22 protein-coding genes are annotated in these 20,589 nt (G+C 31.4%); 13 read left to right on the top strand and 9 right to left on the bottom strand.

Annotated features, from left to right (window positions below):
• The first annotated feature begins 39 nt into the window (after nt 1-39).
• From H0I23_RS05880 to H0I23_RS05835, 10 genes are all read left to right on the top strand, one after another.
• Nucleotides 40-1,239, top strand: a complete 1,200-nt coding sequence (locus H0I23_RS05880) for a GTP-binding protein (RefSeq protein WP_216785528.1) — start codon at nt 40-42, stop codon at nt 1,237-1,239.
• Between the two features lie 32 nt (nt 1,240-1,271).
• Nucleotides 1,272-1,901 (top strand): ABC transporter ATP-binding protein, encoded by a 630-nt coding sequence (locus H0I23_RS05875; RefSeq protein WP_216785527.1) that lies wholly within the window; start codon nt 1,272-1,274, stop codon nt 1,899-1,901.
• On the top strand, nt 1,898-3,127 hold the full coding sequence (locus H0I23_RS05870) for an FtsX-like permease family protein (protein ID WP_216785526.1): 1,230 nt from the start codon (nt 1,898-1,900) through the stop codon (nt 3,125-3,127). The genes H0I23_RS05875 and H0I23_RS05870 overlap by 4 nt, the downstream gene beginning before the upstream one ends.
• Nucleotides 3,117-3,554, top strand: coding sequence for a hypothetical protein (locus H0I23_RS05865; protein WP_216785525.1), 438 nt, complete (start codon nt 3,117-3,119; stop codon nt 3,552-3,554). The genes H0I23_RS05870 and H0I23_RS05865 overlap by 11 nt, the downstream gene beginning before the upstream one ends.
• A 196-nt stretch (nt 3,555-3,750) precedes the next feature.
• Nucleotides 3,751-3,999 carry a hypothetical protein gene (locus H0I23_RS05860; RefSeq protein WP_216785524.1) on the top strand — a complete coding sequence of 83 codons (249 nt, stop codon included), beginning with the start codon at nt 3,751-3,753 and terminating at the stop codon, nt 3,997-3,999.
• Between the two features lie 168 nt (nt 4,000-4,167).
• The gene (locus H0I23_RS05855; RefSeq protein WP_216785523.1) at nt 4,168-6,537 is read left to right on the top strand and encodes a TonB-dependent receptor domain-containing protein; all 2,370 of its coding nucleotides are present in this window, start codon (nt 4,168-4,170) and stop codon (nt 6,535-6,537) included.
• 47 nt (nt 6,538-6,584) lie between these two features.
• A complete protein-coding gene (locus H0I23_RS05850; protein ID WP_216785522.1) occupies nt 6,585-7,379 on the top strand; it encodes a DUF4625 domain-containing protein in 795 nt (264 codons plus the stop codon).
• Between the two features lie 58 nt (nt 7,380-7,437).
• Nucleotides 7,438-7,917: a DUF4625 domain-containing protein gene (locus H0I23_RS05845; RefSeq protein WP_216785521.1), complete on the top strand. Its 480-nt coding sequence runs from the start codon at nt 7,438-7,440 to the stop codon at nt 7,915-7,917.
• Between the two features lie 144 nt (nt 7,918-8,061).
• Complete coding sequence (locus H0I23_RS05840; protein WP_216785520.1) at nt 8,062-8,568, top strand: peroxiredoxin-like family protein; 507 nt, start codon at nt 8,062-8,064, stop codon at nt 8,566-8,568.
• 375 nt (nt 8,569-8,943) lie between these two features.
• Nucleotides 8,944-9,558, top strand: coding sequence for a hypothetical protein (locus H0I23_RS05835; RefSeq protein ID WP_216785519.1), 615 nt, complete (start codon nt 8,944-8,946; stop codon nt 9,556-9,558).
• 484 nt (nt 9,559-10,042) lie between these two features.
• Here H0I23_RS05835 and H0I23_RS05830 read toward each other — a convergent pair whose 3' ends face one another.
• The 5 genes from H0I23_RS05830 to H0I23_RS05810 form a co-directional block, all read right to left on the bottom strand.
• Nucleotides 10,043-11,278 (bottom strand): DUF5018 domain-containing protein, encoded by a 1,236-nt coding sequence (locus tag H0I23_RS05830; protein ID WP_216785518.1) that lies wholly within the window; start codon nt 11,276-11,278, stop codon nt 10,043-10,045.
• A gap of 658 nt (nt 11,279-11,936) precedes the next feature.
• Nucleotides 11,937-12,578: a fasciclin domain-containing protein gene (locus tag H0I23_RS05825; protein ID WP_216785517.1), complete on the bottom strand. Its 642-nt coding sequence runs from the start codon at nt 12,576-12,578 to the stop codon at nt 11,937-11,939.
• A 354-nt stretch (nt 12,579-12,932) separates the two neighbouring features.
• The gene (locus H0I23_RS05820) at nt 12,933-14,627 is read right to left on the bottom strand and encodes a right-handed parallel beta-helix repeat-containing protein (protein WP_216785516.1); all 1,695 of its coding nucleotides are present in this window, start codon (nt 14,625-14,627) and stop codon (nt 12,933-12,935) included.
• 300 nt (nt 14,628-14,927) lie between these two features.
• Nucleotides 14,928-16,037 carry a mechanosensitive ion channel family protein gene (locus tag H0I23_RS05815; RefSeq protein ID WP_216785515.1) on the bottom strand — a complete coding sequence of 370 codons (1,110 nt, stop codon included), beginning with the start codon at nt 16,035-16,037 and terminating at the stop codon, nt 14,928-14,930.
• 51 nt (nt 16,038-16,088) lie between these two features.
• A complete protein-coding gene (locus H0I23_RS05810; protein ID WP_216785514.1) occupies nt 16,089-16,565 on the bottom strand; it encodes a nucleoside deaminase in 477 nt (158 codons plus the stop codon).
• 223 nt (nt 16,566-16,788) lie between these two features.
• Here H0I23_RS05810 and H0I23_RS05805 point away from each other — a divergent pair, with 223 nt between their 5' ends.
• Nucleotides 16,789-17,238, top strand: a complete 450-nt coding sequence (locus H0I23_RS05805; protein WP_216785513.1) for a CHRD domain-containing protein — start codon at nt 16,789-16,791, stop codon at nt 17,236-17,238.
• A 52-nt stretch (nt 17,239-17,290) separates the two neighbouring features.
• On the opposite strand, the gene H0I23_RS05800 is transcribed toward H0I23_RS05805, so the two are convergent.
• Together H0I23_RS05800 and H0I23_RS05795 are read right to left on the bottom strand one after the other, a co-directional pair.
• Complete coding sequence (locus H0I23_RS05800) at nt 17,291-17,833, bottom strand: DUF4251 domain-containing protein (RefSeq protein WP_216785512.1); 543 nt, start codon at nt 17,831-17,833, stop codon at nt 17,291-17,293.
• A gap of 53 nt (nt 17,834-17,886) precedes the next feature.
• Entirely contained in the window at nt 17,887-18,228 is a 342-nt protein-coding gene (locus H0I23_RS05795) for a hypothetical protein (RefSeq protein WP_216785511.1), read from the bottom strand.
• A gap of 176 nt (nt 18,229-18,404) precedes the next feature.
• On the opposite strand from H0I23_RS05795, the gene hpf reads away from it, so the two are divergent.
• Nucleotides 18,405-18,710: a ribosome hibernation-promoting factor, HPF/YfiA family gene (gene hpf / locus H0I23_RS05790; RefSeq protein ID WP_216785510.1), complete on the top strand. Its 306-nt coding sequence runs from the start codon at nt 18,405-18,407 to the stop codon at nt 18,708-18,710.
• A 104-nt stretch (nt 18,711-18,814) separates the two neighbouring features.
• On the opposite strand, the gene H0I23_RS05785 is transcribed toward hpf, so the two are convergent.
• Nucleotides 18,815-19,150, bottom strand: a complete 336-nt coding sequence (locus H0I23_RS05785) for a hypothetical protein (RefSeq protein ID WP_216785509.1) — start codon at nt 19,148-19,150, stop codon at nt 18,815-18,817.
• Nucleotides 19,151-19,378: 228 nt separating this feature from the next.
• Between H0I23_RS05785 and H0I23_RS05780 the strand changes: the two genes are divergently transcribed.
• Nucleotides 19,379-20,326 carry a TerC family protein gene (locus H0I23_RS05780; protein ID WP_216785508.1) on the top strand — a complete coding sequence of 316 codons (948 nt, stop codon included), beginning with the start codon at nt 19,379-19,381 and terminating at the stop codon, nt 20,324-20,326.
• Between the two features lies 1 nt (nt 20,327).
• On the opposite strand, the gene H0I23_RS05775 is transcribed toward H0I23_RS05780, so the two are convergent.
• Complete coding sequence (locus H0I23_RS05775; RefSeq protein ID WP_158978474.1) at nt 20,328-20,582, bottom strand: acyl carrier protein; 255 nt, start codon at nt 20,580-20,582, stop codon at nt 20,328-20,330.
• Nucleotides 20,583-20,589: the final 7 nt, after the last annotated feature.

The following is a 20,589-nucleotide window of genomic DNA, read 5'->3' as shown; positions in this document are numbered from 1 at the left end:
TAATAGCAGAAGTAGTAAGTATACAAAACAATAAATCACATGAAAAAATTACCTGTAACTGTATTAAGTGGTTTTCTAGGTGCTGGTAAAACTACCTTGTTGAACCATGTGCTCCATAACAAAAAAGGATTAAAAGTAGCCGTGATTGTTAATGATATGAGTGAGGTTAATATTGATGCTCAGTTCATTGCAAATGAAAACACGCTCTCTAGAACGGAGGAGAAATTAGTAGAAATGTCTAACGGCTGTATTTGTTGCACTTTACGTGAAGATCTTATGGTAGAAGTTGAAAAGTTGGCAGCCGAAAACAGATTTGATTATCTACTTATTGAGAGTACAGGAATCAGTGAGCCTATTCCCGTAGCACAGACTTTTACATTTGAAAGTGAAGATGGTAAAATAGATTTAAGTCGGTTTAGTTTTATAGATACTATGGTTACCGTAGTAGATGCATTTAACTTTTTAAAAGACTTTTCAAGTTCAGATTATTTAACCACACGAGCGCTTACCTCTATTGAAGGTGACGATAGGACTATTGTTAATTTATTGACCGATCAAATTGAATTTGCTAACGTTATTATTATCAATAAAATTGATTTGGTACGTCCAGAACAGATTGATGAATTACATGCTATTCTACATAAATTAAATCCAGAAGCGCGCATACTTACTGCCAATGAATCTAAGGTTGCTTTAGAAAATGTACTGAATACAGGTTTGTTTGACTATGAAAAAGCAGAAGCGTCTGCTGGATGGTTAAGAGAATTAGAAAATGATCATGTACCTGAAACAGAAGAATACGGAATAAGTTCTTTTGTTTTTAGAAGTAAAAAGCCATTTCATCCAGAGCGCTTTTTAACATATCTGAACCAAAATTTTCCTCAAAATATTATTAGAAGTAAAGGTTTGTTTTGGTTAGCTTCAAGAACTAATCATGCTTTATTGTGGAGCTCTGCAGGTGGTTCATGTAAAGCAGATAATGCAGGTGTTTGGTGGGCTTCTATGACTTTTGGAGAACGTTTAGCTTACGCCTCCTTTCTAGATCATAAGGATGAAATTGAAGAAAATTGGGATCCTGTGTTTGGAGACCGAAAAGTAGAATTGGTTTTTATAGGGCAGCATATAAACAAAGATGAGATGCTAAGGGAGTTAGAGGGTTGTTTACTTACAGCTCATGAAATAAACCTTTGGAAAAATCAACAATTTCCTCAGCAAGATGTATGGCCAATAGCTATATAAAATTTTTAAGAAGGTTTTTTATAGAATTCAAAATGATACAAACAGATCATCTTACTTTTCAATATAAAAAAAAGGATATTACTTTTAGCTTTCCTGATATCACTTTAAACAAGAATGAAAATCTACTCATTTTAGGAAAATCTGGTATTGGAAAAACTACCTTGTTGCATCTAATAGCAGGGTTATTAAAACCGACTTTAGGAACCATTAGTATTGATGCTATTGCCATTAATAAATTAAGTAATCGTCAGTTAGATGAATTTAGAGGAGAAAAAATAGGCTTAGTATTTCAAAAGAATCACGCTATAACCTCATTAAGTGTTCAAGAAAATTTACAAGCGCGTCTTTATTTTAGTAAAAGCAAAATAGAATTTTCTGCTATTGATGCTTTACTAAAACAATTAGACTTACATGAAATTAAACATCATAAAGCGCACCAGCTCAGTGAAGGGCAATTGCAGCGTTTAGGTATTGCATCTGCCATTATACACGAACCAAGTTTAATTTTGGCAGATGAACCAACATCTAATTTAGATGATGAAAACTGTAAGATTGTAATAGAATTACTGATAGCGCAAGCCAAAAAGACTAAGGCAAACTTAATCGTAATTACGCACGATTATAGAATTAAACCGTTTTTTCAAAACTTCATCACGCTATGAATATTTGGAAAATTAGCCTGCAAAACATAAAATCTAAGCCGCTTTATACTTTTTTGAGCGTTTTTGTTTTAGTGCTGAGTATTACTCTACTTTTAGGAATTCAGCAACTGAAAAAATCATTCGAATACCAAATAGAACGTAATTTGGGAGGTATTGATATGGTCGTGGGTGCTAAAGGAAGTCCTTTACAACTTGTATTGGCTTCAGTGTTGCATCTAGATAATCCTACGGGGAATATATCTTACCAAGAAGCACTGAAGATCGGCAAAAATCCAATGATAAAATCGGCGGTACCAATCTCGTATGGCGATAACTATAAAGGATATAGAATAGTGGGAACAACGGCAGATTTTGGATCCCTTTACAATGCTGAATTGGAACAAGGTAGTGGTGTTAAAAAATCTATGGATGTGGTTTTGGGAAACAGTGTAGCACAACACCTTAAACTTAATATTGGAGATACTATTTTGAGCACTCATGGTTTAGTAGATGCTACTGTTGAAGTACACTCTGATAAATTAACGGTAGTAGGTATTTTAAAGCCCACACAAAAAGTCATAGATCGTTTGATTATAACCCACTTGCAAAGTGTTTGGGATGTTCATGATCATGAAAAAGAACATCATGAAGTAGCGGAAGAACACCATGATGAGCATATCCATCAAGAACATAAGGATGATAAAGAAATAACCTCTTTACTCATCACTTTTAGAAACCCAAGAGGATTGGTTACCCTACCCAGAAAAATTAATAAACAAGCAGGTTTGCAGGCTGCATTGCCAAAATATGAGTTAGATCGCCTTTATGCTTATACCGGTGTTGGCTTTAAGACAATCACAGCAGTTGCTTATATAATACTTATAATTTCTGGAATTATGATTTTCACAAGTCTTTATAAAATGGTTAAGGAACGTGCTTTTGATTTGGCACTTTTACGAACTTATGGTGCACGTAATTTTCAATTGATTAAAATAGTAGCGTGCGAAGGGTTTGCGATCGCTTTTACTGCCTTTATTTTAGGTTTTTTGTTCTTAAAAATTGGTTTTAAATACATCTTCAAAATTATGAATGCAGATGATAAACTATACATGCTCCAAGATTTGCCCTATCAAGATCTTTTACAAACTGGAGGTTCTATTATTATACTAACTACAGTATCCGTTTTATTGGCTATATATCCAATTTTAAAGATGGATATAGCAACAATTTTAAGTAATGAAAAATAAAATTTTATTCACATTTATACTGTTTACATACGCTCTAGGGTATAGTCAACGAGAAACTTCTTGGGCAGATTTAGCTAAGGTAACATACACAGATAAATTTTTCCCTGCGTATGATGAATATTTCTTGTATCCTGAATTTTCTGGATCCGTAAAAGATTTGGAAGGAAAACAAATTACTGTGACAGGGTATTTTCTAAATATAGACCCTAATGGAAAATTGTTAATTTTATCAAAAGGTCCTATGTCTTCTTGTTTTTTTTGTGGTCAAGGAGGCCCAGAAACGGCTATAGAACTTCAATTCGTTACACCACCCAAGTTTAAAACAGATCAAGTGGTAAGTATCACTGGTATATTAAAATTGAACAAAGATGAAGTGGAACATTTTAATTATATTATTACCGATTGTTCTGGCTTGTTATTAAAATGAAGCTATTATTTTTCAAAAAAAGATTGTCAAAATAACTAACGCTACTTAGTTGCGTTAGTGTAAAAAAGGTAATATATTTGCAAAATAATTTTGTATCAAAAAACAGATCAATCGCATCATAACGTTTCAATTTTTAATGAAGCCTAGTCGTATAAAACATAATATTACCTATTTTCTGCTTGTTCTATTTCTATTTATGAAAATGACAGGGCTTCATGCATTTTCGCATACAAACGAAGATATGACACATGACACTTGTGCTATTTGTGACCATGCGATTGCACATAATTTAACGCCAATTATTTTTACAGCCACAGTTGATTTTCATGTCGAAAACAATATGTTTTTTATTCCCATAGAAATAAAGAGAAACTACAGTTCTATTGTTCTTAATACTATAATTGTAAGTGAACTTTTTTCTAGACCACCGCCTTTTTTGCTATAAGTTTTCTATACATTTTTTCTTTTGCACCTTGAATTCTCCTTGAGCCCTTTTTACCCTAAAACTGTTTTTGGAATTCGTGATACACCATATTCTTCAAACGGTTAAATGTATAGGCTTTGTCTTGGTTCATTTTAAAGGACTCCAATTTAAATCTTATAGTATAAAAATATGCTTTATAAAATATTGAGTATAGGACTATTTTTTAGTCTGTGCTCAACCGCGCTTGCGCAAAATTCTTATCAAATAAAAGGGTTTATAATACATGCGAACACCTTAGAACCTGCTAAGGGTGCAACTATCGTCGGAGAAAAACTTTTTTCAGTGTCAACATCAACTGGTGCTTTTACCATAAATAATGTGGTCAAAGGCAAGTACGTATTTACTATATCTCATATTGGTTGCGAATCTGAAACAATTAGTATTGATGTGGGTCCAAATATGGATGAACTCAAAATATTCTTAACGGAGTCTACTACTGTTCTCGACGAAGTAAAAGTTAGTGGAAAAACTAAAAAAAGAAAAGCTATGGAAGTTCCTATAGTTTCTCAAACGGTTACTAAAGAATTTCTGAATAATAATAGAGAGAATAGTTTAATGCAAACTTTAAGTAAAATACCTGGGGTAAGCACTATTACAATTGGTTCTGGGCAATCTAAACCTGTAATTAGAGGTTTAGGTTTTAATCGTGTAGCTGTTGTACAAAACGGTATAAAACATGAAGCACAACAATGGGGAAATGACCATGGATTAGAAATAGACCAACACGGTATTGAAAACATACAAATTATTAAAGGCCCCGCTTCTTTATTGTACGGATCTGATGCCATTGCCGGAGTTGTTGATATACAAGCTAATAAAATACCATCTCCGAATTCTTTTGATGGTGAAGTGAATATTCTTGGTGAAAGTAATAATGATTTATTGGGCATTTCTGCGGGTTTAAGTTCTAGAAAAGATAAGTGGTTTTATCGAACCAGACTTACGTACAGAGATTATGGAGACTATAAAGTACCAACAGATCAAATCAATTATGAAAACTACATTTTTGAATTACATGAAAATAATTTAAGGAATACCGCAGGTAACGAAGCAGATGCAAGTGTAAGCATCGGTTTTGTTTCTGAGGGTATAACATCTGAAACAGTATTCAGTAATGTGAATGCTAAAAACGGATTTTTTGCTAATGCTCATGGGTTAGAAGTAAGATCTTCTAGTATAGATTATGATAGTTCCAGTAGAGATATAGACCTTCCATTTCATAAAGTAAATCACTTTAAAATAACTAATAACACGGCTATAAATGCAGGCGACCACAAATTATTATTTGATTTAGGTTATCAGAGTAATAATCGAGAAGAACATTCAGAACCTATTCCTCATGGGTATATGCCACAACCACCAAATACTAAAGAGCGACTGTTTATTAAAAACACCTATTCCTTAAACTTCAGAGATGCATTTAAACCCAATGATCAACATGATATGGTTTTAGGGTTGAACATGGAATATCAAAATAATAATATTGGCGGATGGGGATTTTTAATTCCTGAATACGATCGGTTTACGGCTGGTATTTTTGCTTACGATCAATTTGAACTCAATACCAATCTACATATTTTGGCTGGTTTACGTTATGATTTTGGTTTGGTAGATACTAAGGCTTATAATGATTGGTATCCATCGACCGTAAATAACGAAGATGGTTCTATCTCGTACTTATTTCTACAACGGTCTAAAAATGAAACTTTAGATTTTGGTAATCTTAGCGCTTCTGTTGGGCTCAGCTATATTCAAAATAAAACTAGTTATAAAATCAATATCGGTAGAAGTTTTAGAATGCCCTTAGCTAATGAACTTGCATCTGACGGTGTAAACTATCATATGTACCGGTATGAGAAAGGAAATCTAGATTTAGATCCAGAAATATCATATCAATTAGATGTTGCCATCGATCATACTGCTGAATTTTTCAGTTTTGGTGTTAGTCCTTTTGTCAATGTTTTTCAAAATTATATTTATCTGAATCCTACGTCAAGTTATTTTGAAACTATACAAATTTACGAGTATACACAAGCAAAGGTTTTTAGAATAGGAGGGGAGTTCAATGCAAATACCACAATTTCTAAAAACTTGCAATTAGATGCCTCAGTAGAATACGTGTATTCTAGACAACAAAGTGGTGCTAAAGAAGGATTTACGCTACCTTTTTCCCCACCATTATCAGGCTTATTATCGGCAAGATATCATGTCAACAAGCTATTATTTTTTAAGAACCCTCAATTAATAGCAGATTTTAGAATGACTGCAGCTCAAGACGAAATTGTACCACCAGAGGAAAAAACAGAAGGATACCAGCTGCTAAATATGTCATTTTTAGCAGAATTAGATGTGTTTAATAATGGATTGCCTGTAGAAATGCGCGTAAAACTAAACAATGTATTCGATACCAAATATTTTAATCATACCAGTTTTTACAGATTAATAGATGTGCCTGAGGCAGGTAGAAACATCTCATTATCGCTGACTATTCCTTTTTAATAATCAATAACAGTAATCACAATAAGTAATCATTAAAATTAAGTACCATGAAAACAACTATTTTGAAACCAAATTTTAAATTTTTAGCGATTATCGCTTCAATTGGATTATTCTTACAATCCTGTAGTAGTGATGATGATGATGACAACTTAAACTTAGGTGCTCCAATTATTAGCAATTTTGAGTATGGAGAGGGCAGCTCTCATTCAACAGAACAAACGGCTCACAAAGGATCAGATATTCATATAGAAGCAGAAATTACTGCACAAGCAACCGTTAGTAGCATAACCCTTTCTATTCATGCGCACGATTTAACCCTTGCTGATGATGAAGTAGAATGGGAGTTTGTACAAGTATTTACAAATGCGAACTACTTGGTCATTAACCCAACATTTCATGAGCATATAGATGTGCCTACAGATATTCCTTCAGGAGAATACCATGTAGAATTATTGGTAACCGATGAGTTAGGGAATAGCACAGAGGTAGAGGGATATATCCAAATAATAGACGCTATTACACTTAGTGATTTTTCTATTGACAGTACAGTGCTTAGAGGTGAAGATTTTCATGCAGAATTTTTGGTAAGTGCAATTAACGGAATACATAGTATCACTGTTGATATTCACGCTCATGAAATTACACTAGCAGAAGGAGAAGTAGCGTGGGATTTTGAAGCAGAATATTTAGAAGGTTATCATGAAGAAACTGAAGTTGAATTCCATAAACATATTGATGTACCTGCTACTGCACCTGCCGGAGAATATCATATGGTTTTTACTGTTGAAGATGAAGATGGTAATACCAAAGAATATGAAACTCATATAGATGTTACAGCATAACTAAAAATATATAACCGCATAGTATTTGAGTATGCTATGCGGTTCTAAAACGTATAAAATGAAGTCTACATTAAAATTTTTCTATTTATTATCTTTTTTGCTTTTAATAACGGCATGCTCTACCAGCGACAATGATGGTATTGATGAAGAAAAACCCACCATTAGTATTAATTATACTGGAGGTTTTCCACAAGGTTGTGCAATACTGACAAGAGGAGAAACTTATAATTTTAGAGCTATGGTCACCGATAATGATGAACTAGCTGCATACAGTATCGATATACATCATAACTTTGATCATCATACGCATGATGATCAAGTAGCCGATTGCGATTTAGGAGCACTACAACAAACCGTAAATCCCTTAATTTTTATAGAAAACTTTACAATAGATGAAGGGTTAACCAATTATGAATTTAATGTTTCGGTAACGATACCGAACGATATAGATACAGGTGATTATCATTGTGCATACTCGGTAACAGATCAAACCGGTTGGCAGAGTAGAACATCTATTGATATAAAAATTATAGAATAAAACAGTCAATTGTCAATAATTATTAACTGGTAGCCAATGAATACTAAAGTTTTAGTGGTTTGAAGCAATAATTTAAACATATGTGTTAACCATAATTCATTTTTACAGCTAAATTATGTTCAAATAAAATTTAATAATAGAAAAATGATAAAACCGAGACAAAAAGCACCCGAGTTAGCAATTAAATTAGTGAATGATACCACGTGGGAATTGAATGATCAATCACCTGAAAATTTTACCATGATCTTGTTTTACAGGGGTAAACATTGCCCTGTATGTAAATCGCAGTTAGAAGAGCTACAGAAAAAATTAGATAAGTTTATACAGCGTGGCGTTTCTGTAATAGCCATTAGTACAGACACAGCCGAAGTTGCCAAAGCCACGTATGACGAATGGGACATTTCAGATATTCCGTTGGGTTATGGTTTACCTATAGAAAAAGCCAGAGAATGGGGTTTATTCATTTCTGAAGGTATTAAGGACGAGCCTAAACATTTTACAGAACCTGGATTGTTTTTGTTAACTCCAGAACAAACAGTTTATTGGGAATCTATACAATCTATGCCATTTGGAAGACCTAGTTTTAACGATGTTTTAGGAGGTATCGACTATATCTTAAAGGCAGATTATCCTGCTAGAGGAGAGGCATAGTTTTACTAAAAATCTAACAGAACTAAAAAGTTGATGGAACTCCGGTTTTATCAACTTTTTTAGTTTATTCTAACTAACGATTTAAAATAATGAGTAGTTTCTAGTAATTTCTAATTGAACGTACGATTATATACAATTAAAAAGATAGAAAAAACTAGGTTACGAAATTCTGTAAATAGTTACTTGTTAAAATTTTGTACCTTCGAAAGGTTAATAAAATATATTAAAAAGCCTTTTAATTATGGTTTTTTATTAAATCGCTCAAACATTCTTTCTAATTATATTATGGTAAAAGTACAGGGTTATTTACAATCCGATATTAAAATTTTTTTTACGTTATCAAAAAATTATAGCACAAAGCCAGCATATTTTATTATGCTTTTTTTAAGTGTTGTAACCTACGGTTACAGTCAGCAAACGTTTGATGCTGCTAATAATGAATATGACGTTTTACAAGAAAGAATAAAAAAGAAAGATACCTTAATACATTATATTACAAAACATTATGAGTGTTCTCAAGTATTATCAGGAAGAATTGATTATTACTATGAGGCAGACAAACTTATATTAATTAATCATTTATATAAACAAGGACTTGCAAACCTTTGGACTTCAGAAGATTATTTTATCATAGATGATACACTAAAAATAAAAACGTTAACTACGGAAGAAACAATTCACCTTAATGCGGAGTATAAAAAAGATGAAAAAGGATCATCATCTATAAGTTTAGAAAAGGTAATTGAAGTTGTTGAACAAAGAATGTTTTTTGACAGTAATTCTAATAGTATATGTTTTGCAAGAAAGCATGCAAAAAATGGACTTGATTGGGATGCAGCTTATTTTAATTCTTTAGCGTTAAAAGAAAGTAATTGCATAGAAGATGATGACGAAATACTCGATAAATACAAACTACTCAGGAAGGCTGAAAAAAAGTTAAAAGTTGGTTACTCTTATAGAAAACAACAATGTATTTTTTATATGTGGTAAATGAATACTATGTCAATCAAGATTTTTATGAAAAAATGAAAAAAACCTATTTAATTATTTAGTCTGACTTAATTTTTTTTTTACTCTAAATAATAATTGTGTGTAAAATAAATTGCCAGAGCAATTTGATTTTATAAAACAATCGAGCGCTCGGTAGCGGCTATTTTACATAACGGCTAATTATAGCTAACAAACGAGATTTACCCTATAAGTTACAATGTGATAGTTTTGTACTATAATGTTCCGCGTTATGTAACTTTGCTTTGGTAAAGCAAAGTATTTGGTGCTGCACTTCCTTTAAATTTTCTTCTAAATAGTTCTTCTGAAAAGGTAATGGAACACTTATTATACGTACCGACGTTAGGAGGGGCGTGTAATGTGTGGGAATGGATTGATTACAATTAGTTGTACTGATTTTCTTAATAATTACATATATTAAGCGTTATTGCACGTTATACGGTCTAGCCTATTTATGGATTACATTTCAACTTGGCATTAAGGTTACTTCAGTATCTGTATCAACAGTAATGCCTTCCTCTAAGGTACATCTAATAAAGCATTGTGTTTCTGTCAAAGGCATTTCCTCTACATCAAAAGTAAGATAAAAGTCGCCATCAGCATTTATATGATTATCAGTAATTTCACAATTTAACGTTTCACCATTATCGACTTTAACAAGAATAACCTCTGTCACCTTACTTGTAGCTTTGTACCATGTACCAACTCTACCCGAAGATGAAGGAATAGAAGAAGGATATCTTGTCCTATCAAACAAAATACTCTTTTCAACAACCCTAACTTTTTGAGTATTGGAAACACCCGTTTCGGAAGTAATCATATAGGTTACATCTTTTGTGAAATCTTGCGGCATAGTTTCATCGGGAGTAATTGTAGCATAATCACTATATTCTAAAAACGTAGGTGTAAGGTTGGATAAATCTTGATTTTTTAGTGTAAAAAACAAAATATCATTATCACTTAGTCCCTCTGTAAATTCTGGATATACTTGATGAGCATAGCTAGTAGAAGAGTTTGTAGAATGACCTAAGGCTATTAAGGGTAAATTAATATTAAAGAATAAATTATCTGTATTTTGAATTGATAATTCATACGTAGAATTAAAACTTGGAATCTCTAGTTTCTGATTTTTATCACTTAAATCTATATAATCATTAGATGAAGGTGAAGTTTCCACATCACCTAAGGTTTTAATTTCTAAATAAGGATGATGATGAGAAGGACGGCTTGCCCAATATTTTACTATTTCACCCGAATAATCTATTTTTATTTTTTTATTTATCTCATCAATTACACCAAAGATCCTATCAACACCGTTATAGAGAATATCGTCATCAGATTTGAAGCTCAAAATAACTTCTTGTAATCCTTCTATTTTAATCAATTGTGTGCTATAAGAATTTACGATGCCATTTTCTGCCGTAATTTTAAATACTATTTCATTTTCAAAGTTAAATACTGAATTAGTTGGAGAGATTACTGCCTTTTCTGATATTGTAATGCTAGGTTGAAAATTATAATTACTTAAAGTAGGAGGGGTATATATTTTAATGGTATTTCCTTCAATTTGTGTTTCTATACCTTCAATAACAAAACTTATTATTTCTTTAGCATTAGATTTGATTACTTCTGGTGATTTTTCGTCTTTAGAACAACCGAAAAAGATAAGCACAAGTAGAATTGCTAGATTATTGTATTTCATAGTACTAATTGAATGGTTTAGATTGAAACGTAATATTAATATAAAAATTGTAAACAAATAAGAAAATTTTGGCTAAAACAAACAAGACGAGAGGTTAGCAAGGGCTAAGAATTTTACTCACGAGATTTTTTGATTGATTACGAATCAATTAAAAGAGCTGCGAGTTGATGCGGCTGCAAATTTTAGCTGTTGCGGCACGCTGACGAGAATGTTGTGAAAAATTTATTGATGTATAGTTTCTTATAAATCGCACATTTCAAAAAAACCTAAAAGTTTTGCTTTTTTTGGCGCTGGCCAAGCGTTGGCAAATTGTGTTTTAAAATAAACGCCATTTAGCGTTTATTTTAAAAAAGCAATCGAGCGATTGGCTGTGCGGCAATTTTACATAACGGCTAATTATAGCTTACGAATTTCAATAAACATTCCAGTAAAACAGCTTTGACATAATATCTACCTATATGAACCTAAAGGCGTCATATCTGATATTATATCAAATGCAACCATGCGCCGTTTTACACAACTAACTACTTTGTACTATAATTTATATTATGTAAAATAGAATATAAAAGAAGGCTGCTTCTATTCTAAACTTTATTGAAACAAAAAAGTTTGATAACTTTCGCTATCAAACTTTTAGTATGTTTTATATTACGTCTTCTTATGATTTCGGTATCATCACATCACTAACGATATGTACAATTCCATTTGAAGCTTTTACATTTCCTTTAAGTACTTGAATCTTATTATTTTTTTCATCCTTAATAATTAGTTGATCACCTTTAAGGCTTGCTGTTAATTCTTTACTATTTACAGTTTTAAAAGTATATTTTCCTCCTGCACCTTCAATAGCCTTTACTAATTTGTCAGAACTAATTTTACCAGCAACTACATGATATTTAAGAATATCAGACAAAAGCTCTTTGTTCTCGTCTTTAGCTAATTCTCCTATTGACATTTTACTTGGTAATTTTTCGAATGCGTTATTTGTTGGTGCAAATACGGTATAACTTCCTTCAGATGACATCATATCTACCAGACCTGCTGCTTTTAAGGCACTAACTAAAGTACTCAATTCTGGATTTTCACCAGCAATTGCGGCTATACTAGTTGCTCGCATATCTTTTTTACGAGCTTCTTCTTTCATTTTTGCCTCTTTTTCTTCTGCATCTGCTTTTGAAGTAGCTGCTTTTTCTTCCATTTCCATCTTTTCAGCTTCCACCTTTTCTTTATCCTTACAACCTGTAAGAGATATGAAACCTACTGCTAAACTTAATATTAGTGCTTTTTTTATTAAAATCATGTTTTAAATTTTTGGTTTTAATCGCTAATCCAACATTCACCATATATTTAAATATGATGTTTTTGAATTCTTAAAGAATTATTCTCTGCGACAAAGCAAAAATATAAGTAGCTATGGAAGAACCTTACCTCAAACGATACTAATCGTAATCGTATTAAATTTTATATATATGTGAGCAAACGTAATTAATTCAAATATGCGAATATTAGAAACAGTTCGCCATTTTTGTTTACATAAGTCTGTTGTTCCATTAATTGAAGAATAAAAAAAACTCACGTACAAAAAACGAATGTCTTTACGTACGTGAGTAAAATTTTTAAACAGCAATCTGTAGCAGCTTATAAACTTAATTGTTTAGTTTGTATACGCACCCATATCCCACAAACCAGTACTTGGTCTAGCAACTTGGTTGATATCAACTCTTATATCTTCACCGTATAAAGATTGAAAATGAGCATAGACATCAAAAGTTAAATCACTTGGCTGTAATGCTGTATCTATAGCACTACTAGTTGCTTGTAAAGAAAAATCATCTGAACTTGCATCAACAAATAATGGAGCTGCACTAATACAACCTTCACCTTTATTAAAAGCTGCTTGAAAGCTTGCTAAATCATGTGTAATGCCATTACTCCAGGTAATTTTAGCTTCTGCATCAAAATGATTATTTTTTAGTGTAGATCTTGAACCTGTTAGGTAACTATCTTCAAGCATAATATCAAAATCACGCGTGTTAGAAATTATGTTATTTTCAATAAACATAGTAGAGTTATAATACCCGTTTGCAACGCCAATATCACTATCAACAATCGTATTATTAATAATATACCTTGGTGTAGCACCGTTATTAATTTCTATTCCTATACCACTAGTAGCACCGTTATATGCAGTACCATTTATAGTAACATCTTTTATTAAATTACCAATAATAAAAACACTTTCGCCTACAGTACCTGCACCACCATTATCACTACCACCACGGATACCTGTGTTCACTTTTGAAATTTCATTAAAAAGAATCCAAACACGATCTGGTGCATATTGAAAACCAATTCCCTTTGACGGAGACCATGGTGTATCAATAATATCATGTATTACATTTTCACTTATGATAATATCTAGAGCATATTTTATACCAATACCAGCTTGAGCAATGTCAAAAATATGATTTTTTGCAATATAAATATGGTGTGTCGTTGCTTGGCGTTGTATTGAACCAGCTTCTACCTGAAGTCCGGCAGATGAGTTACTAAACTCATTATTTACTACCCACATATTACTCGTATACCCTTGTATAGAACACCCACGTGCATCAATATCTACATCAGAATCAAGAGGTCCTATTCTATGTGCTTTGTTATTATAAATTATAATATCTTTTGCAGGTTCATCTTCTAAACCGACTGTACTTATTAAAACACCTCCAGCAACATCAACTTCACCTTTCATTTCACTATTTCTAATCATAATATGATCTACCTGATAACCAGGTGAATAAGATCCTATTTGAATGCTACCACTAGAATGAAAATAAAAATTATCGATGTATACATAACTACCAGAAACTAGTAATTTTTTACCAGTAATTTCTGCTCTATTTTCGGTATCACTTACCACCCATACAGGTCCGCTTTCTCCAGCTACCCATGCATCAGCAGTTCCTTCACCTCTTAATCTAATATCATTTTGTACATAATGGTAATCGCCTGCGACAACCACATAAGACCCTGCAGGAACAGGACTTGGTATTGTTTTTCGAGGAGCACTTGGCGTTCCGTACATATTATCCGAATCAGAACCTACAGCATATTCTACAAAATAATATCCAATTTGTTCTGTATCCCAAGTACTTGGCCTTTCAGGACTAGCAATATCTGGAGAAATCCATGCATTAGGTACGCCTATAGCGGAAACATAATCACCACTTTCTATTCCAGAATCAGGAGAATCATCAACTATTAAATCATTTAAATCGTCATTATTACTACAACTAGTTGCAGTAATACATAGCAAACCAATACATGTAATTTTAAGCAAAAACTTTTTCATATTACTTTTTAGGTATTAAAGTGGGGTTGATAATACCTAGGTAAACACAAGATTACGTTTTTTATTGTAGCAAATGATGTAAATGAACATATATGTAGGAGGTTTCTTTCAAATCAATATTTAAACATAAAGTATTGATAAACAGTTGTTTATGTAGAAATAAAAATTAGAGTATCACAGTAATACAGAGAATTTTAGCATCGGTTAAGGGTATGATATATAAGCCCCTCACCTATTTAAAATAGGAAGATAACAGCCGCTGAATTTCGACTTTAAAGGATAAAGAAGTTATGTATTTTTTTAACTTAGCTGTTCTTTTAATTCTTTCAATTGCTTTTCTTTAAAAACCATTGTACGGTGTGGAAAAGGAATTTCAATACCTTCTGCATCAAAACGTTTTTTTATACTTTCTAGTAAATCACATTTCATAACAAACCCAGATGAATAATCCCACGACCATGCCCAGGCACGTAATGTAACTTCTGATTCGTTCAATGCAGTAACCCGAACTAATACCTTCGGATCTCCATTTTTAATTTCTAATGAAGTTCTGTTATCAATTAAATTAGGGTGCGCAGTACACTCTTTTTTCATGATATCTTTCGCTATATCAATATCACTATCGTATGAAATACCAATCTCAATCCATTGGCAACATCTACGATCGCCTAAATCATAATTAATTAGCTTTTCTTTATTTATAATAGCATTCGGAATTACAATCATTTTATTCTCGTAATTTCTAATAATTGTATGGCGTAAAGTTATATCGGTAACGGTACCAACCATTACATCTGATACTTTTATAATATCGTTAATTTTAAAGGGTTTAAAGGTGATTATAAAAACACCACCTACAAGATTTGCAAAAGCTTCTTGTGAGGCTAAACCAACAACTACAGCAAGTACACCAGCACCACCAACTGCTGTTTGGGCAATACCCCTAAGTTGAGGAAATGCATATATACCAAGTACTAAACCCACAAAATAGACTCCGAAAACAGCTAAATTTCTTAAAAACTTATAACTAGTAGGGTCTTCTCGTTCTTCTACCTTTTTAATAATGGCTTTAGAAAATAAATTCTGAACTACAGCAACACCTATAACCGTAAAGGTGATAACTATACCTAAATAAAAAATTAACCAAAAATCAGACTTAGCACGATCGCGATATTGTTCTTCAATAAAAACAACACTAATAGCACTAAGTCCAAGTATATACCATAATATTTTTAAAATCCTACGTAATAAATGTAAGGTGTTAGGTTCTTTATCAGGGTGTTTTAATTGTTCTCTTTTTACCAACCATTTGTGTGCTAATTGAGTTATAACCTGTAAAACAGTAACACAAATAAGTACAGCAATAATGTAATAAATAGCTTTCAAATGTTCTTGAAAAAATTCAGTCATATAGGTATTACATTAATGATTGTTTGAGTAACGAACTTAAATTTAAAAGTTTTAATATTTAGTTTTATCTTGTTTAGAATCCCAAGCATTAAAAACTTCTAAAGCATCTTTACGAGCCAATTGTACAAATTTAATTTGGCGACCATCAATATCTTTATCTATTTCATCATAAATAAATTGATCATCAAAATTAATAGCAGCAGCATCTTCTCTATTACAACCAAAATAAACCATTTTAGGTCTAGTCCAATAAATAGCACCTAAACACATAGGGCAAGGCTCACATGATGTATAAATAGTACAATCGGTAAGTTCAAAATTGTTTAGTTTTTTACAAGCCTCACGAATAGCGACTACTTCGGCATGTGCAGTTGGGTCGTTTGTAGATGTTACTCTGTTATACCCTTCAGCAATAATTTCATCGTCTTTTACAACAACGGCACCAAATGGTCCACCAGCGTTAGCATTCATACCTTCTGCAGCCAATGCAATGGCTCTTTTCATAAAAAAAGTATCTCTTTCTGTCATATTTTCGTTTTCAAAATTAATCAGTTTGCAAAAATCGGACTTTATTTTTAATAAATTTAAGAAATATGAAAGGAATCTATAGTATCAAATATGTGTTTTAACGATGAAAATAAACCAGTCCTCGTTATTTTCTTTATCAACTAAAAATTCATGTATTTGTTGCTACATTTATTAAAACTCTTTATATACATTTGGCATAAGATTAACCTTAACTTGAAAAGAAATGAAAAAAATATCTCTATTATTATTTGTGCTTGCTTTAACTTTTGTTAGTTGTTCTAAAGATGAAAGTTCTGATAAATCAGAAATCAACTCTGTGTTTTTTCAACTAGCATCTAAATCAGATTCTGGTATTTCTGGTACAGCTACTTTTACTAGAAATGATGATGATACAACAACTATATTATTAAGTATTTCTAATTCAAGTGATGATGTACACCCTGCATACATTCAATATAATGATATTGCAACAACAGGACCAGTTGCTATTACTTTAGTACCAATTGATTGTGATTGTGAAGAAAGTATTTCTATAGTTTCTCATTTAGATAATGGTTCTGCTATTTCTTTTGATGAATTAATTGATTTTAATGGATATATTAATATTCACCAAAGTGCTACAGAGTTAGAAACTATAATTGCTCAAGGTAATATTGGTAGTAACGTAAAATAATAAAATTTAATTATAATTTAAAAAGCCTCGAATTGTTATTCGAGGCTTTTTTTTATTTTAAAATTTCAGAAACTTGCCCAGAATACCCTATTGAATTTCTTTGACTGCTAGTTACTGTAATGGTCGTTTTATAACTAGGAAAAAGTTGAGTATTTACTGTAAAATATTCAGTTCCCTCTCCCCTAACCTTAAAATTTATAGTATGCCTTTGGTTCTGTTTGTTTTTTGAAAATGAAAGTTCTTCAGGAATACCATTAAATTTAATACCACTTTCTGAAGTATAACCACCCCCCATTTGGCGTTCTCCGTAATAAGGCAAATCCATCACAATTGAATCTCCTTTAATTGTAATATGATTACCATTACCTGTTAGGCTTATTGAACTTATAGTATTACCAGGGCCTAATAAGCCACTATTTGCAATACTAAGCATACTACTGGTTACTTGTGGAGCAGCTGAAGTAATTTTGACTATAAAATGTCGATCAGAAACTAAAGCATCTAGTGCTTTAGTTTTAGCAGTAGGTGTATATGCTTTTTTAGAGCTAGTACAAGAAATTGTTAAAAAACATAAAAATAAAGCGAAGATTTTCATAGCAATATAAATTTTGTGTACTAAAATATGCACAAAATTTATACCATTATTATTTAATGACTAGTTGATACAGTGTAGTAGTCCTTCAACTCTGATTGTAAGTTCATAAAATCAGAATAATGATTTTTAATTTGTTCAATTTGAGCACTTACCATTCCTTTTTTTTCTTTTAAACTAAGAATAAGGTCTTGATTGGATTTCTTAAGTCTTTCCATTCTCTTTTTCAAAGAGTTTTTACGCTCAAATAATTCGTACGTTTTAGGTTCGCACATATAACTATTTAATTTAGAGTCTAGTTGCGCTAAATCTTTTGAATGGCGTTCAAGTTTTAAAATATAATTTCTTCCGAAATCTGTTGTAAAGCTTGCTTTTGAGTTACTTTTTACATTTTCCATATCTCTTTATATTTGCTTTAATCAAATGTAAGAAAAATACCTCAATTTAAATTATATTAATATACTGTTAATCTATTTTTAACGTTTACTTTAATAGAAAAAAGTGTTATATTTAAGTTCAATCTAGAATTGATTAAAAAAAGAAGTATAATTTTTATAACTAAAATTTAATATATATGAATATAAATTTTGAGTATCACGATGTAAAAGCTAGTGAACGTTTAGAAGTTTTCGCAGGTAAAAAACTAACAAAGCTTTTTGATAAATATGATAATATTATACGTGCTGATGTTTTTTTCAAAACAGAAAATACATCTACACCAGATACAGGCTTGATATGTAATATCAGGTTAAGCATACCTGGACCGCAGCTTTTTGCAGAATCTAGCTTTGGTAATTTCGAGGCTGCCATTGTAAAGTCAATAGATGAACTAGAACGTCAATTAAGAAAAAGAAAAGATAAACTAAGCAGAATTAAATAAGCTTAACCTTTTTATATAAAAAAAACCCAAACATGTTAGTGTTTGGGTTTTTTAATACAGAAAATTCTATTTTGAAGATGATTATATTCCCCTTTTAAATAAATCTACTCTTCAGAATCTTCAAATTCATTTTTAACGGTTACTATTTCAGATAGGTATTTTGAAAAATCTTTTGAAAACATTCTTTTTAATAATTTTTTACGTTTCCTATCAGAAATATCTAGAGAATCAATCAGTGCTCTATTTTCTTTCAATTCTACTTTTCTTTTCTCTTCAGAAGTAGTATAACTAGGCTCAAATTTATACATTAAAGGCCCTTCATCTTCCTCTTCTAAAATTTGGTTTTTTGACGCTGTATTTTTAGTGCTATTTTGAGCATTTAAGTTAATCGTACAGCAAACCAGCAATAGGGCAAATGCCCAAATCGTAGTTACTTTCATTTTTCATTCATATAGTGTTCATGATAAATATAAGTTGAATTTTTATTTCTAGTCATAATTAGAAGTTAAATGTGTTTTACACCGACTTTTTTAATGCTTTTATCTATATAATTTCAGTAGAACAAATTGTCTGTCTTTTGTTTTTATATACTAATAAACAACTTTTTTTAAGTCATAATTAAAAAAATATTATAACTAATAGTACCTTTACTTAATAAAATTTTTGCTATGATAATTTGGGCTTGTTTTCTTGTATTAATTTTTATTTTCTTAGCACTAGATCTTGGTGTTTTTAATAAAGAAGATCATATTATAAAAACTAAAGAAGCTGGTATCTGGACAGCTGTTTGGGTTACCGTTGCATTATGCTTTAGTGGTGTTATATATTGGTTGTTTTCGGCAAACCTTATCGCTAACCCTACTGGTTTAACACCTGATAAAGCAGTTATAAAATATATTACAGGCTATTTGATCGAACTTTCGCTTAGTATTGATAATGTATTCGTAATTGCTGTAATATTTACTTCTTTTAAAATACCTGCAATATACCAGCATAGGGTATTGTTTTGGGGAATTTTAGGAGCCATAGTTTTTAGAGCTTTAATGATATTGTTTGGTGTTTCATTAATAACTCGTTTTGAATGGGTGATTTATATTTTCGGTGTCTTTTTGTTGTTTACAGCCTTTAAAATGCTAAAAGGTGATGATGATAATTTTGATCCTAAAAATTCATTCGTATTTAGACAAATTAAAAAAGTATACCCGATAACTACTGAAATTAGTGGACATGATTTTTTTATCAAGAAAAAAGGAATAAAAGCAGCCACTCCCCTTTTTGTAGCACTTATTGTTATAGAGTTAACCGATGTTTTATTTGCGTTAGACAGCATCCCTGCAATATTGGCAATCACAGCAGATCCTTTTATTGTTTTTAGCTCTAACATTTTAGCAATTCTAGGACTACGGTCTATGTATTTTTTAATATCAAGAATGCTAGAAAAGTTTCGTTTTATAAACTATAGTTTGGTAATTATACTCGCTTTTGTAGGTTTAAAAATGCTATTTTCTCATTATTTAGAAATAGCTGAATGGGTATCTTTAACAGTTATAGCTGTAGCCTTATCTGGCGGAGTTATAGCATCTTTATTAATTAAAGAGAAAGAAGAAACTGAGTAATCTATTTTGCATCTAATTTATTCTGAATAATCTGTAAAGCGTTGTTAACAGTGAGCATCTGATCCATGTCTTCATTTTCTAGCGTAATATCAAAAGCATCTTCAACATCGAGCACAATATCTACGAGGTTGGCAGAATTAATATTTAACTCATTTATAAAATGACTTTCATTAGTAAGCTCCGAAATAGCGACATCTTCTGGAAGATAAATTTTTATAATTTCTTTTAATTTTTGGTAGCGTTCTTCAGTTTCCATAATATAT

This window comes from Cellulophaga sp. HaHaR_3_176 (assembly GCF_019021925.1).
Lineage (GTDB): Bacteria > Bacteroidota > Bacteroidia > Flavobacteriales > Flavobacteriaceae > Cellulophaga.
Note: the sequence above shows the minus strand (reverse complement) of the source record. Positions and strands in the feature narration are given on the sequence as shown.